The sequence below is a fragment of the Chryseobacterium sp. NG-CE01 genome (assembly GCF_055695505.1).
The window spans coordinates 4,290,170-4,304,020 of sequence record NZ_CM146369.1 but is presented as its reverse complement, the minus strand read 5'-3'; the positions used below and the strand labels follow the sequence as shown (position 1 = coordinate 4,304,020).

13 protein-coding genes and 1 tRNA gene are annotated in these 13,851 nt (G+C 37.7%); 8 read left to right on the top strand and 6 right to left on the bottom strand.

Translation table 11 applies throughout. The annotated features are described in order from the left end of the window. Positions 1-24: 24 nt before the first annotated feature. A complete protein-coding gene (locus ACYT6F_RS19550; protein WP_472599275.1) occupies positions 25-948 on the top strand; it encodes a helix-turn-helix domain-containing protein in 924 nt (307 codons plus the stop codon). A gap of 154 nt (positions 949-1,102) precedes the next feature. On the opposite strand, the gene ACYT6F_RS19545 is transcribed toward ACYT6F_RS19550, so the two are convergent. Continuing rightward, positions 1,103-1,182: transfer RNA gene (locus tag ACYT6F_RS19545), tRNA-Leu, on the bottom strand. Positions 1,183-1,260: 78 nt separating this feature from the next. After that, entirely contained in the window at positions 1,261-2,028 is a 768-nt protein-coding gene (locus ACYT6F_RS19540) for an MBL fold metallo-hydrolase (RefSeq protein ID WP_472599274.1), read from the bottom strand. 53 nt (positions 2,029-2,081) lie between these two features. Between ACYT6F_RS19540 and ACYT6F_RS19535 the strand changes: the two genes are divergently transcribed. Both ACYT6F_RS19535 and ACYT6F_RS19530 read left to right on the top strand, forming a co-directional pair. Then, complete coding sequence (locus tag ACYT6F_RS19535) at positions 2,082-3,509, top strand: TonB-dependent receptor (protein ID WP_169229706.1); 1,428 nt, start codon at positions 2,082-2,084, stop codon at positions 3,507-3,509. Positions 3,510-3,520: 11 nt separating this feature from the next. After that, positions 3,521-3,970 (top strand): GAF domain-containing protein, encoded by a 450-nt coding sequence (locus tag ACYT6F_RS19530; RefSeq protein WP_472599273.1) that lies wholly within the window; start codon positions 3,521-3,523, stop codon positions 3,968-3,970. Positions 3,971-4,277: 307 nt separating this feature from the next. Here the strand turns inward: ACYT6F_RS19530 and ACYT6F_RS19525 are convergent, their stop codons facing one another. The 3 genes from ACYT6F_RS19525 to ACYT6F_RS19515 all read right to left on the bottom strand — a co-directional run bounded on the left by ACYT6F_RS19525 (position 4,278) and on the right by ACYT6F_RS19515 (position 7,249). Further along, positions 4,278-5,021, bottom strand: coding sequence for an ABC transporter substrate-binding protein (locus ACYT6F_RS19525; RefSeq protein WP_472599272.1), 744 nt, complete (start codon positions 5,019-5,021; stop codon positions 4,278-4,280). Positions 5,022-5,047: 26 nt separating this feature from the next. Then, entirely contained in the window at positions 5,048-6,370 is a 1,323-nt protein-coding gene (mgtE, locus tag ACYT6F_RS19520) for a magnesium transporter (protein ID WP_472599271.1), read from the bottom strand. Positions 6,371-6,685: 315 nt separating this feature from the next. After that, positions 6,686-7,249, bottom strand: a complete 564-nt coding sequence (locus ACYT6F_RS19515; protein ID WP_472599270.1) for a pyruvate decarboxylase — start codon at positions 7,247-7,249, stop codon at positions 6,686-6,688. Between the two features lie 160 nt (positions 7,250-7,409). On the opposite strand from ACYT6F_RS19515, the gene rpsO reads away from it, so the two are divergent. Both rpsO and ACYT6F_RS19505 read left to right on the top strand, forming a co-directional pair. Continuing rightward, the gene (rpsO, locus tag ACYT6F_RS19510; protein WP_472599269.1) at positions 7,410-7,679 is read left to right on the top strand and encodes a 30S ribosomal protein S15; all 270 of its coding nucleotides are present in this window, start codon (positions 7,410-7,412) and stop codon (positions 7,677-7,679) included. Between the two features lie 294 nt (positions 7,680-7,973). Next, complete coding sequence (locus tag ACYT6F_RS19505) at positions 7,974-10,241, top strand: polyribonucleotide nucleotidyltransferase (RefSeq protein WP_472599268.1); 2,268 nt, start codon at positions 7,974-7,976, stop codon at positions 10,239-10,241. A gap of 114 nt (positions 10,242-10,355) precedes the next feature. On the opposite strand, the gene ACYT6F_RS19500 is transcribed toward ACYT6F_RS19505, so the two are convergent. Further along, complete coding sequence (locus tag ACYT6F_RS19500; RefSeq protein ID WP_472599267.1) at positions 10,356-11,123, bottom strand: GLPGLI family protein; 768 nt, start codon at positions 11,121-11,123, stop codon at positions 10,356-10,358. A 577-nt stretch (positions 11,124-11,700) separates the two neighbouring features. Between ACYT6F_RS19500 and ACYT6F_RS19495 the strand changes: the two genes are divergently transcribed. From ACYT6F_RS19495 to ACYT6F_RS19485, 3 genes are all read left to right on the top strand, one after another. Then, a complete protein-coding gene (locus tag ACYT6F_RS19495; RefSeq protein WP_072886276.1) occupies positions 11,701-12,135 on the top strand; it encodes a cold shock domain-containing protein in 435 nt (144 codons plus the stop codon). A gap of 62 nt (positions 12,136-12,197) precedes the next feature. Further along, positions 12,198-12,608 (top strand): branched-chain amino acid ABC transporter substrate-binding protein, encoded by a 411-nt coding sequence (locus ACYT6F_RS19490; RefSeq protein WP_472599266.1) that lies wholly within the window; start codon positions 12,198-12,200, stop codon positions 12,606-12,608. 97 nt (positions 12,609-12,705) lie between these two features. After that, the gene (locus ACYT6F_RS19485) at positions 12,706-13,710 is read left to right on the top strand and encodes a glycosyltransferase family 2 protein (RefSeq protein WP_472599265.1); all 1,005 of its coding nucleotides are present in this window, start codon (positions 12,706-12,708) and stop codon (positions 13,708-13,710) included. The last annotated feature ends 141 nt before the right edge of the window (positions 13,711-13,851 follow it).

Below are 13,851 nucleotides of genomic sequence, written 5' to 3'. Positions count from 1 at the left end.
TAGGTTTTTTTATACATTTAAGTCATGAAAAACAAAGAGGAGAAGGTAGTACGTTTTATATCCATATCGGAAAGTCATAAAGCTTTCGGGTTGCCTGCGCCGCAGCATCCGCTCATCAGTCTTGTACATTTCAATCAGGACAATCCTTTCAATACAGACATGGCGCCCATCTACGATATCCTAAGTTTTTATAAGATTACATTCATCACAAGAAATAAAGGAAGACTGAAGTACGGACGGAGTTATTATGATTATAATGAAGACAGCATGCTATTTCTTGCGCCCAATCAATTAGTTGGCAGCACTGACTATAACAGCGAGACATACTGCTATATTTTGCTCATTCATCCTGATTTTCTGCTGGGTTACCCTTTGTCCAAAAAGATCAAACAGTACGCTTATTTTTCATATTCATGGAACGAGGCGCTGCACTTATCCGATCCGGAGAAAGAAATCATTATTTCCGTTTACAAAATGATGGAGCAGGAACTTGGAAGCAGAGTAGATGAATTCAGTCAGGAAGTGGTCATTGCGCACCTGGAATTGCTGTTGAGCTATGTAAACCGGTTCTACAAACGGCAGTTCATCACGCGAAAAGTAATGAACAATGATATTCTCCATAAATTAGAAATGATCCTTGATAATTATCTTAATGATCAGAACTCTTTAGAACTGGGACTTCCTACCGTACAGTTTCTTTCTGATCAGTTGGGCATCTCGCCAGGTTATCTAAGTGATGTTTTACGCTCAGTGATCGGTAAGAATACACAGCAATATATTCGCGAGAAGCTTACTGAAAAAGCAAAAGAAAGATTGGCATCCACCAATCTGACAATAAGCAAAATAGCGTATGAACTTGGATTTGAACATCCGCAGTCATTCAGCAAAATGTTCAGATCACAAACCGGTCTTTCTCCAGTAGAATTCCGGAAAAATACGATTTCTTAATTTGTTGAGTATGCGTGCTTAATTTTTTGTATTTGTTCAGGGACCTATCAACGCTATCTGCTTTACCCAAGCTTTAATTTATAGGAATGAATGTTCTTTAGACTTCCTTTAAATTAAAAACCTCTGAAAATCAAATGATTTCAGAGGTTTTTTGTACCCAGGACCGGGATCGAACCGGTACTCCTAAGAACTGGTGTTTGAGACCAGCGCGTCTACCAATTCCGCCACCTGGGCAAGTGTGTTACCTTGTTTTGAATCGGTATGCAAATATAGAAACTTTTTCTTAATACCGAAAAAAATCAGGAAAAAAAATTAAAAATTTATCTCCAGACCATCGTAGGCAAGGTGCATTCCGGGCGGAAGCTGTTTGTCTTCAACGTCATGCAGGCCCAGATGATGGCTGATGTGTGTCAGGAACAATTGTTTGGGCTTCAGTTCTTCGAAAATACTGATGACATCGGGAAGAATAAAATGCGCAGGATGCGGATCAAATTTTCTGATGCAGTTCAAAATAAGTATATCGAGATTTTTTAATTTTTCTTTTTCCGTGTCAGAAATAAAGCCGGCATCCGTAATGTAAGCAAGATTTTTAAATTTATAACCGAAAACAGTAATCTTATAATGAACCACTTCAACCGGGGTAATTTCAGTATCCAATACAGTAAAAGGCTTATTCTCAATTTCATGTAATTCAAAAGCCGGAGCGCCAGGATATTTTTCATCGGCAAATGCGTAAGGAAAACGTTTCTTTACTTCATTTCCCACTCTTGAATGGCAGTACAGCGGCATATCTTTTCCGCTTTTAAAAATTAATGGGCGCATATCATCAAGCCCGATTACATGATCATTATGCTCATGCGTAAGCAATGCAATATCAACCGTATTCTCATGCTGGGAAAGCATTTGCTGCCTGAAATCGGGACCGCAGTCGATCAGTATTTTTTTATTTTCCTCCGTGGTTACGATGACAGAAGATCTGAGTCGGCTGTCTTTTGGATTTTCCGAAGTACATACCTCGCAGGTGCAGCCAATAACGGGTACACCCTGGGAAGTTCCCGTTCCTAAAAATTTCAACTTCATTTCTTTTGAGGTTGTTTTAATTTTGGTAAATTTACGAAAAATTTAATGTCCTAATGTATCAGAAACTAACTCCTAAACAAAAAGCATTAACAATTAATCTAGATCCTACTATTTATGGTACTTTCGCGGAAATTGGAGCAGGACAGGAGACTGTTCGGCACTTTTTTAGAGCAGGGGGAGCTTCAGGTACAATCGCTAAGGCAATGTCGGCTTACGACAAAGATTTTAGTGATGCCATCTACGGAAAAGAGGTTAAAAACAGATACGTAACCCAAAACAGGCTTCGAAAAATGCTTCGCTATGAAGTAGCATTGATTGAAGAACGGATTTCAAGGGAAAACAATCCCAACAGGAAGTTCTTTTCGTATGCGAATACCGTTACAACCATTAATTTTGACAAAACGGTTAAAGGTCACGGCTGGGTTGGTATCCGTTTTCAGGTGAAGGAAAATGAAGATTACAACGAAATTGTTATTCATGTAAAATTTAAAGAAAATGATGCCACATTACAGCAGGAAACGCTGGGAAATCTTGGGGTAAACCTTATTTTCGGGGCATTTCATTATTACGACAATCCGAGAAATTTAATTGAATCTCTATACGACGATGTAGCCAAAGACAACCTTGAAATCGATATGATCGACTTCAGCGGACCAGCCTTTACCTATGTCGATAACAGGCTGATGTCATTACAGCTGGTAAAAAATGGAATGACGGATGCGGTGATCTTCAATTCCGAAGGAAACAATATGCTTCCTGCTGATATTTTATATAAGAAAAATATTTTTGCCGTAAGAGGAAGCTTCAGACCCGTAACGAAGGTAAATATTGATATGCTGAAAAACGGACTGGACATGTTTCTTACAGACGCCATATGCACACCCGACGAAACGGAAGTCCTTATTGAAATTACCATTTCAAACCTTCGGGCAGACGGCGATATTGACGAACGAGACTTTCTTGACCGGGTAGATATTCTGGGTAAACTCGGATATACTGTTATCGTTTCCAATTACTCTGAATATTACCGTCTTATCGATTATTTTGCTTCCTATACAAGCGGGAACATAGGTGTTGCCATGGGCGTAAATAACCTTCTGATGGTCTTTGATGAAAGGTATTATAAAAATCTCTCCGGAGGAATACTGGAAGCTTTCGGAAAGTTTTTCAGAAACGGAATGAGGGTATATCTTTATCCTTATAAAGATCCAGAGACACATGAACTGCTGGATTCTTCCACCCTGAAAGTAGAAGAAAACCTGAAAGAACTATATAAATACTTCAAACACAACGAACGTATCGTAGATATAACCAGCTACAATCCGGAATACCTGGAGATCTATTCAAGAGATATTCTGAAAAAGATCGCATGCAATATTAAAGGCTGGGAAACACAGGTTCCCGAGGGAGTCGCAGAAATGATTAAAGAACGCGGAATGTTCGGATATAAAGAAGAATTTTCGCTAAAACAATTCTCTTAAACAATATAAAAATGTCAGAATTAAAAAAAAGACTTTTATCCATCCTAGAAAGTCCAAAACATAATACGGAAGAAAAGCTTGAAAAAGTTTGCCGTCTTTTAGATCAGGAAATCTCTTATTTCAACTGGACTGGTTTTTACTTTAAAAACGGAGATAAAGATGAACTGAAATTAGGTCCTTACGTAGGAGCTCCTACCGATCATACAATTATCCCTTACGGAAAGGGGATTTGCGGCCAGGTAGCTGTTTCCAATGAAACATTTGTAGTTCCTGATGTGAATGAGGAAAGCAATTACCTAAGCTGTTCCATCGATACAAAAGCGGAAATTGTAGTTCCTATTTTCAAAGACGGAAAAAACATCGGTCAGATTGATATCGATTCTCATACTGTTGATCCTTTCACAGCGGAAGACAGAGAATTGCTGGAATGGCTTTGTAATGAAGTTTCCAAGATTTTGTAATCAAATTTAGTTTGTTTAAAATATTGACTCCGGCCCGAAGGGCCGGAGTCTCTTAGTTTTCGTTCTTTTTTCTTTCGAATTTTTACCTGACTAATTTCTATATTAATATTATTATCTGCGTAATCAGTGAAATCCGCGGGAGCTAAAAAAAACAACACAAATCATACGTCTAAGATAATCCGTGTAAATCCGTAAAATCCGTGTAAATACTATTTATAAAGCATTATCGATTATAAAAATAAGTTAAGCTACCCTTATATTTGTGTAATTCGTGAAATCTGTGGAAAATAAAAAAACAGCTGCAATTTTACCGATTACATTTAATTGCTTCTACTTCAGCAATCAGTTCTTTAAAATAGCTTCCACATTTAGCAATATGCGTTCCGTACCAGGAAAAAGCTTCACCATCAACAATCATTATTTTCTTATCAGGATAAAAAGCTTTCAGTTCTTCAATATGTTTCTCTTTAAAAGGAAAAGGCTCTGAAGAAAGCATGATGATTTCGGCATCACTCAAATCTTCAACGGTAATTTCAGGATAGCGTTTCCGATCTTTAAAAATATTTTCAAAACCGATCTCAGCCATGATTTTATGAATAAAAGTATCTGACCCTATCGTCATATAAGGATTTTTCCAGATAAGATAAGCTGCTTTTACAGAAGACTGAATTTTTGTTTCATTCAGAATCTCATAAATTTTGAGGTTAAAACATTGCGCTTTTTCCTCTTTTTGGAATAGTTTGCCTAACGTTTTCAGCAAATAATAATTGTCTTCTATATTTTCAACATTCGTAACAATTACCTTAAAGTCGTCCATTAAGGCCTCAACCTGCTCTTTTACGTTTTCTTCCTTGTTGGCCAAAATCAGATCAGGTTCTAAAGCTTTTATTTTATCAATGTTGATATTCTTTGTACCGCCGATAACCGCTACATTTTTTACTTTTTCAGAAGGATGAATACAGAACTTTGTTCTGCCGATGACTTCATTTTCAGTTAAGCCCAAATCAAAGAGAGCCTCGGTAATGGAGGGGACAAGAGAAACAACTTTCATAACGATATTTTAGAGGTTGCCTAAAATTACAAAAGTTTGCCCGTTAAGAAAAGTCCGGCAACTGAAAAATAGATAATAAGTCCGGTAACATCCACTAAAGTTGCTACGAATGGAGCTGAAGAAGTTGCGGGATCAAGCTTTAATTTTTTAAGAATAAACGGAACCATGGATCCGGAGAGCGTTCCCCAAAGTACGATTAATACAAGAGAAAGCCCAACGCTTAAACCTACAAAAGCCCAGTGCATCCCGTAATCAAAAAATCCTGCCTTGTGCCAGATCATAATCCTCAGGAATCCTATAATTCCCAAAATACCGCCAAGAAATAACCCGGTGAATATCTCTTTTCTCATCACATACCACCAGTCTTTCAGCCCGATCTCCTGGAGCGCCATCGCTCTGATGATCAGTGTAGCAGCCTGAGAACCGGAATTCCCGCCGCTGGATATAATCAGGGGAACAAAAAGTGCCAGAACAACTGCCTTTTGAATTTCATCTTCAAAATAGCCCATCGCAGAAGCAGTAAGCATTTCGGAGAAGAAAAGGATGATCAGCCACATTCCCCGCTTTTTTACCATTTCGATCAGTGAAGTCTGGGTATATGGAAGGTCCAGTGCTTCAAGGCCCCCAAACTTCTGAATATCTTCCGTGTTTTGCTGTTCAATCTGGTCGAGAATGTCGTCGATCGTTACAATGCCTACCAAAACTCCGGCTTCCGTAACAATCGGGAGCGCTGCTCTGTCGTATTTTTCAAAATACTGAACAGCATCTTCCTTTGAAGTTGTGGTAGTGATGGCAACGAAATGGTTATCAGTGATTTCAGAAACCAGAGTGTCTTCTTCGGCAAGAAGTAAACTTCCTAATGCAATATCGTCAATCAGCCGGTTTCTTTCATCAACGACGTACAGGTAATTCATCGTCTCCACCTTGCTGCCTACTTTTTTGATCTGCTGAAGACATCTTTTGATCGTCCATTCCTTACGGATCTGAATATAATAAGGCGTCATCAGACGGGCAATGGAATCAGAATCATATCCCAATAACTTCAGCGCTATTCTTCTTTCCTGCGGATTCAGATGATTAATGGAATATTTGATAAGCTCATCCGGGAAATCTTCAAATAACGCCGTTCTGTCGTCGGGAGTCATGGCATTAAGGATCTCGGATACTTCATCACTTCCGATGCTTCGGATCGTTTCTTCCTGAAAATCAGGGTCAAGGTGGGAAAAAACGTCTGCTTTGTATTCTTTCGGAACTTTCAGGAACGCCAAAAGCCTCTCGTCAGCGTGCAGTTCGCTTAGAGTTTCGGCAATATCGGCGGGATTGAAGATAAGTTCGTCTTTAGAATTCAACACGTTGTTTTTTTGGATATGCAAAAATAACTCAAATTTTTAAAACAAGGCAATACTGCTATAAATTTAAGGATTTATTAAACTCCTGCAATTGAAAATTGCAAATTCCGGTTAAATAAAAAACACCCACAATGCTGCGAGTGTAAGAAGAATTTTGAATTGAGATAGTTTGAATGAATTGTATAACTAAAATAATAAAATAAATTTTAATTATTCACTACAGGTTGAATATAATTTGATGAAATTCAATGATATGCATAGTATTTAGCGTAATAGATTAAGGTAAAATATAATCAGATTGAATGAAATCAGGGGTTAAAAACCATTCTCAGAAGAAGGTTTTATCTTGCGCAGCTGCTTCAGGATATCTTTAATCGCTCCGTTGGTGCCGATCTTTACAGAATTCACCGTAGACCCTAAAAGCCTCATGTTTTTTCTGTACGTGTCGTAATCAGTCTCTGTAATAAGATTTCCGTGGGCATCAAAAAGTTTCATGCTTACAACTACCTGATTGGAAAAAACATATTTTCCGATTCCCACTTTGAAATATTTTACTTTCGGAATGACCGCGAAATCAGCATCATTATTCAGACAGTAATCTGCGATGGTTTTTTTATCAATGCTGTCAAAAGAAATCTGGGTTTCGGTTTTCAGAATTCTGTTTTTTCTTTCGCTTAAATTATCGGAAACAGCACTGAAAAATGCCGTATTGGTAGGTTCTTTAATCTCCTCGATATCAGGTTCAACCTGCGGATTGAAGTATAAAACTTTTTTTATCTTTGTCTCATGGTTGTTCTGCGCTTTCAGCAAAGAAGAGCCTGAAAAGATAATAATGGCGAATAGTATGAAAACAGTAGAATTTCTCATCATGAATACCATGCAAAATTACTGCCTTTTAACAGAATTACATAATTTTTTTAAGAAATATTTAACATTTTTTTCTATCAAAATCAATTTATGAAATCAATAATGTTTGCAGAATTAAAAAAATGTTGTACTTTTGCAGCCGTTACATAATAATCATTTAAATAATATTGGAATGTACTTAAATACAGAAAAAAAGCAGGAAATTTTCGCAAAACACGGAAAATCTGCACAAGACACAGGAAGTGCTGAAGGACAAATTGCACTTTTCACTTTCAGAATCAACCACCTTTCTGCTCACTTAAAGAGCAATCACAAAGATTACAACACAGAAAGATCTTTGGTGAAACTGGTAGGTAAAAGAAAAAGATTATTAGATTATCTTAAAAAGAAAGATATCGAAAGATACAGAGCAATTATTGCTGAACTAGGTTTAAGAAAATAATCTACAAAGATTTTCAAAAGAGCAGCTTCGAAAGAAGTTGCTTTTTTTTTGCTCTGTAATGAGCCGCAATATGATGATAACACTGCAAAATGTAATTCCGGTCTTCCGAAATCTGTTTCCTGGAATCCGTTTTAATGAATATAGTTATTAAATCATAAAATCAACCGCCATTTTCATACTGATTTTGGCTCAATGCGGTGCTATATCCAAATAATTACCTTAAATTTGCATCGAAAATTTAAAAAGTTTAAATATTAATCGTACTCAATACGGGGTACAAGAAGACAATTTTTTATGAGTATACCTCAAGCGTTTACAGAAACGATTACTCTTGCAGACGGCAGAGAAATTATTATTGAAACGGGGAAGCTGGCAAAACAGGCCGACGGATCCGTAGTTGTAAAATGTGGCGGAACAATGCTTTTAGCCACTGTTGTTGCCAATAAGGAAGCAAATCCGGGAGTGGATTTTTTACCATTAACAGTAGATTACAGAGAAAAATTCTATGCAGGAGGAAGAATCCCGGGAAACTTTTTCCGCAGAGAAGCAAGACCTTCAGATCAGGAGATTTTAACAATGCGTCTGGTAGACAGAGTGCTGCGTCCGCTTTTCCCTGAAGATTTCCATGCTGAAGTTCAGGTGATGATTTCACTTATTTCTTATGACGGAAAAACAATTCCTGATGATCTTGCAGGTTTGGCCGCTTCTGCAGCCATTGCTATTACCGATATTCCTTTCAACGGACCGATGTCTGAAGTAAGAGTGGTAAGATTTGACGGTCAGCTGGCGATTAACCCAAGCTACGAACAGTTAAAGGACTCTGAACTGGATATCATGGTTGGGGCTACCAAAGATTCTATCGTAATGGTAGAAGGGGAGATGAAGGAAATTTCTGAGCAGGAAATGCTGGAAGCCATCATCTTTGCACACGCTGAAATCAAAAAACAAATTGAAGCTCAGGAAAGATTAGCTGAAAAAGTAGGTAAAGCTTTCCCTAAAAGAGAATATTCTCACGAAGTTCATGAGGAGGCTATCCGTGAAAAAGTGTGGAAAGAGTGCTATGATAAAGTATATGAAGTAGCAAAAACACCTTCTGCAAAAGAAGAAAGACACGAAAAATTCAAGGCTGTTCTTGATGAATTCCTTGCTCAGTATGTGGATAATCCTGAAGAGCTGGAAAGAGTAACACCTTTCGCCAAAATATATTACCACGATGTAGAAAAAGAGGCCATGCGCCAGATGATCCTTGAAGACAATATCCGTCTTGACGGCCGTGATCCGAAAACGATCCGTCCGATCTGGTCTGAAATTGATTATCTTCCGGGAGCACACGGTTCTGCGATCTTTACAAGAGGGGAAACCCAGTCTTTAACGGCTGTAACACTAGGTTCCGTAAAAGATGCCAATATGGTAGACAGCGTGATTTCTCAGCACGATGAGAAATTCTTCCTTCATTATAACTTCCCTCCATTCTCAACAGGAGAAGCAAGACCTTTAAGAGGAACTTCAAGAAGAGAGGTAGGACACGGAAACTTAGCTCAAAGAGCACTACAGGCTGTAATTCCTGAAGAAAATCCTTATACCATCAGAATTGTTTCCGATATTCTTGAATCCAACGGTTCGTCTTCCATGGCAACGGTTTGTGCAGGAACATTGGCGTTGATGGATGCAGGGGTGCAGATTACTAAACCTGTTTCCGGAATTGCAATGGGATTGATCACCGATACGAAATCCGGTAAATTTACCGTACTTTCCGATATCTTAGGAGATGAAGATCACCTGGGGGATATGGACTTTAAAGTAACGGGAACTGCAGACGGTATCACGGCCTGCCAGATGGATATCAAAATCCAGGGGCTTTCTATGGACATCATGGAAAAAGCGTTGATGCAGGCAAGAGACGGAAGGTTACATATCTTAAATAAAATCACGGAAACGATTGCTGAACCGAGAGCCGACGTAAAACCTCACGCTCCGAAAATGGTGGTAATGGAAATTCCGAAAGACTTCATCGGCGCGGTAATCGGGCCTGGTGGAAAAATTATTCAGCAGATGCAGAAAGATACGGATACGGTGATCGCGATTGAAGAGATCGGAGAAATCGGACGTATTGAAATTGCGGGTACTGACAGAGAAAAGATCAATGCTGCGGTGGCGAAAATCAACGAAATTACTTTTGTACCGGTTGTAGGACAGGTGTACAACGGAAGGGTGGTAAAGATCATGGATTTCGGTGCCTTCGTAGCGATCGCAAAAGGAACGGAAGGGCTTCTTCACATCTCGGAAATCGAGTGGGCTCGTCTTGATAAAGTACCTTACAAAGAAGGAGATGAAGTGGAAGTAAAGTTTATGGGTTATGACGACCGTAAGAAAATGAAGCTTTCCAGAAAAGTTCTTTTGCCAAGACCACCAAGACCTGAGAAAAAGGAAGGTGAGCAAAGAGGTCCTAGAACGGAAGGTCAGAACAGACCTGACAGACCGGCGAGACCAGAAGGCAACAGAAGGCCAGAGGGCGAAGGCGAGAAACCTGCCGGAGATCAGAATCCTTCTAACGAAGCTTAAGATTATCATCATCGATTATATGAAACCACCGAATTCCGGTGGTTTTTTGTTTGGGTAAGGTTGGGAACACGGATCACAAATCCCACGATATCTGGTTTGAAAACTGCTATTGGATTAATTAGCCGTATTTTCTTCCCATTCATATTTTTGCTCCACCGTGAATCTTTGATTGTTTTTCACATGAGCTTTCATGCCGGATGGAATGCTGTTGGTGACTTTTGCAAAAATCTTATTCATCCTTTCTTCTTTAGCTGCTACATATTCCTTTAGGCTGATTTTATCTTTATTTAAGAATTGCGGTTTATAAACAATTTTAGTTTGATCGTCTGTATCAACTGATTCTGCTTTCCAGATTTCGTGATCCATATTGTCGGGTCTTATTTCTAATATTAACCCCGGTAATCCATAAAATTTAAAAGGACCGGCAGAATAGGGAAGTTCTTTGGTAAAATACGCTGTAATATTGGTCCCTCTGAATACTCCCGTCGCCTTGTAACAGGTGTAACCGGCTATTTTCTTCGTTTGCTTTTCATCAACAGCCCAGTTTATTTTAGGAACCTTGTCATAAATAAAAAATCCTCTACCATCAATGGAAGAAGTAAAAAAGAAGTGTTTTTCAGTATCATTATTTAAGTCGGAAACGAAATATTCTTTTGACGGCTTTCTTCCATGATCCAGATTAACCACCGTCATCCAGTCTCCGGTAAGCTTATTTTGAACAATAACAGAATCCTGGATTGATAATACCTGATTGTCCTTTATATACAAATCCTCATGCGTTGTTGTGAATGAGGATAATACTTTAAGGTAGCGTACATGAATTTGCTGAGAAAAGACAAATGAAGAAGTAAGGAGTGATATTAGGAGAATTGTGTTTTTCATAAAAGGGTTTCATTTAAATGATTGGATTGCTAAAATAAAAAATAATTCATGTTGTGTACGAATTATTTTTATGTTAAGTCGCAGTTTTGCAGTGTTTTTGATAGGGAAGTAAGCCGTAACATTGTAAAGATTCCTCGTTCCTCGGAATGACAAAGTGCAAAAATGTTTACGGCTGAATTTCATTGTTTCAATATGCTTAATGTTGAAATAAAGTTTAACAACGCATATATGTCCCCAACCTCTGTTTTCAAATCTTATTTGAAGAATCAATACTTGTTTATACACACTGTAAACAAGGCTTTAAGCTAAAAACAAATTGAGATCCAATTCATTAATAGGAAGTTTGGATGTTTTTTCGTATCTTTGTATAATAATAAAAGGTAACAGCCTTTCTCTGTAATAAGTTTAGACTTCTATTTTTCAATCGTTTTTTTTGCTTTTACAGCTGACAGATTTAATACTATTTCATTTTAAGCGCTTATTGTAAGGCATAATCAGAGATCTTATTCAAACTTTTTATTTCTTTTCCTGCAAACGGAAAATGTATTCATGTAACAACTAAATTTTATAATAATATATGGCGGATTCTTTTTCTAAAAAAGAAAATTTCAAAAAGAAAGTTCAAAAACAAAAGGAAAAAGCTCTGAAACGTGAAGAGCGTAAATCGAGCAACAACAAAGGTAAAAGTCTTGACGAGATGTTTATGTATGTAGACGCAAACGGTCAATTGACTTCAACTCCACCGGATCAGGGGGAAAAAGCTGAGATCAACATTGATGACATCCAATTGGGTGCAGCTCCTATTGAGGCGGAGGAACTCAGAAAAACAGGAATCGTTACTTTTTTAAGCGAAAAAGGATACGGTTTTATCACGGAAGACAAAACGAAGGAAAATATTTTCTTCCACAGTAACAACTGTGCGGAACCTGTGAAAAAAGGAAACAAAGTTTCTTACGAGAAAGAAAAATCACCGAAAGGATTTTCTGCAGCGGAAATTCAGCTGGTGAAATAAAATTACCCGGAAGCTTTTTCCGGTGTACCGAATAAATTTTTAAATTTGTCGAAATTCAACCTATGAATTTCGACTTTTTTGATTTTTTAGACCTGTGTGGTAATGTGCTTAATCTGTTTAACGGTGGTTCTTCAGACTCGATTCGTTATGATCTGCCTGATAAGAAGAAGAAAAGAAAATATGTCTTTGAAAAGATAAGCGCAGTATTGTATCTTATTTCAGCTGTTCTGTTCTTTTTTGTTTTTAGAAATCCTCCTGTTTCAGGAAATTATATGCAATCAATTCTTATAGCATCTCTTTTAGGCTTTGCCGTTTCGGTGGTTATTTTCTTTGTGCTTTATCTTTTGGGAAAGTATTATTTTAAAAGCGTTTTTCAGTGGCTTTTTTTCAGTCTGTCGGTAGTATCGCTTTGTATATCGGTGATGCTGATATTTATTTTAAATCAGGGATGTTCTGATTATTTCCGGTCTTAACAGATCAGTTCTGTTAAATCTTACCTTGAGCTTATAAATTATCATAAATGCATTGCGCATTCCTTCATGAATAAGTAATTTTGAAAAATTTTCAGATTTGAGTCCTACCATTTCCATAGTCGTTGCTATTTTTAACCGTAAAGATGAGCTTTTTGAGCTCCTCACTTCCCTGACTTCCCAAACCGATAAAGATTTTGAAATAATCATTGTGGATGACGGCTCATTGGTAGACCTGCGTCCTGTGATTCAAAATTTCGAAAGCTTTTTATCGATAAAATACTTCAGGAAAGATAATTCCGGCCCGGGACTGTCAAGAAATTATGGTGCGAGGAGAGCCACCAATGATTGGCTGGTTTTTGTAGACAGTGATGTGATTGTAGAAAAAGACTATATCGAAAATATTAAAAAGGATATTCTTGAAATTCCGTGTGATGCTTTCGGGGGTGCAGATAAGGCGCATAAAGGTTTTAACCTGATGCAGAAAGCCATTTCTTATTCCATGACTTCCGTTTTCACAACAGGCGGAATAAGGGGGAATAAAAAAGCGGTATCGAAATTTCAGCCGAGAAGCTTTAATATGGGGGTGAAAAAAGAAGCGTTTGAAAAGGTAGGCGGTTTCTCTGAAATGCGGATAGGAGAGGATCCGGATCTTTCCATGACGCTTTGGGAAAACGGATATACCACTGCTTTTTTCGACAATATTGCGGTGTATCACAAGAGGAGGGTAGATTTTGGAAAATTCTCGAAACAGGTATATCAGTTCGGGTGTGCAAGACCTATATTAAACCAACGGCACCCGAATTATGTGAAAATATCATTTGCTTTTCCTACTTTGTTTTTACTGGGTTACATTATGGGCTTCCTGGAATATTTTATTATGGGAAAAGGAATTATTCTTGCCTTTTACGGTCTGTATACTTTTATGGTTCTCTTTCATGCATTATTGGTCACAAAAAATATCAGCATTGCCGGAATGGCGGTAATATCCACTTATATCCAGATGTTTTCTTACGGGTACGGATTTTTAAAATCCTGGGTCCTTCTGAATGTTTTCAGAATGAAACCGGAAGACGCGTTTCCGAAGCATTTTCATAAAAATTAATTTAATTACTTTATAAACATTCAAATTGTCATTCTGGAAGAATCTGAGCAACAATTTTTTATATTAAAATGTTTCACTTCAAAAATGTAAATTTTAAAATTTTGTTGGCTTTAGCTTTCAACCTTAATCATCCGTATTTGC

Bases quoted from the DNA above. Each gene is read 5' to 3' on its own strand.
- ACYT6F_RS19500 (WP_472599267.1), bottom strand. From the start codon at position 11,123: ATGAAAAACACAATTCTCCTAATATCACTCCTTACTTCTTCATTTGTC.
- ACYT6F_RS19535 (WP_169229706.1), top strand. From the start codon at position 2,082: ATGTATCAGAAACTAACTCCTAAACAAAAAGCATTAACAATTAATCTA.
- ACYT6F_RS19490 (WP_472599266.1), top strand. From the start codon at position 12,198: ATGAATTTCGACTTTTTTGATTTTTTAGACCTGTGTGGTAATGTGCTT.
- rpsO (WP_472599269.1), top strand. From the start codon at position 7,410: ATGTACTTAAATACAGAAAAAAAGCAGGAAATTTTCGCAAAACACGGA.
- ACYT6F_RS19505 (WP_472599268.1), top strand. From the start codon at position 7,974: ATGAGTATACCTCAAGCGTTTACAGAAACGATTACTCTTGCAGACGGC.
- ACYT6F_RS19540 (WP_472599274.1), bottom strand. From the start codon at position 2,028: ATGAAGTTGAAATTTTTAGGAACGGGAACTTCCCAGGGTGTACCCGTT.
- ACYT6F_RS19550 (WP_472599275.1), top strand. From the start codon at position 25: ATGAAAAACAAAGAGGAGAAGGTAGTACGTTTTATATCCATATCGGAA.
- ACYT6F_RS19530 (WP_472599273.1), top strand. From the start codon at position 3,521: ATGTCAGAATTAAAAAAAAGACTTTTATCCATCCTAGAAAGTCCAAAA.
- ACYT6F_RS19525 (WP_472599272.1), bottom strand. From the start codon at position 5,021: ATGAAAGTTGTTTCTCTTGTCCCCTCCATTACCGAGGCTCTCTTTGAT.
- ACYT6F_RS19495 (WP_072886276.1), top strand. From the start codon at position 11,701: ATGGCGGATTCTTTTTCTAAAAAAGAAAATTTCAAAAAGAAAGTTCAA.
- ACYT6F_RS19515 (WP_472599270.1), bottom strand. From the start codon at position 7,249: ATGGTATTCATGATGAGAAATTCTACTGTTTTCATACTATTCGCCATT.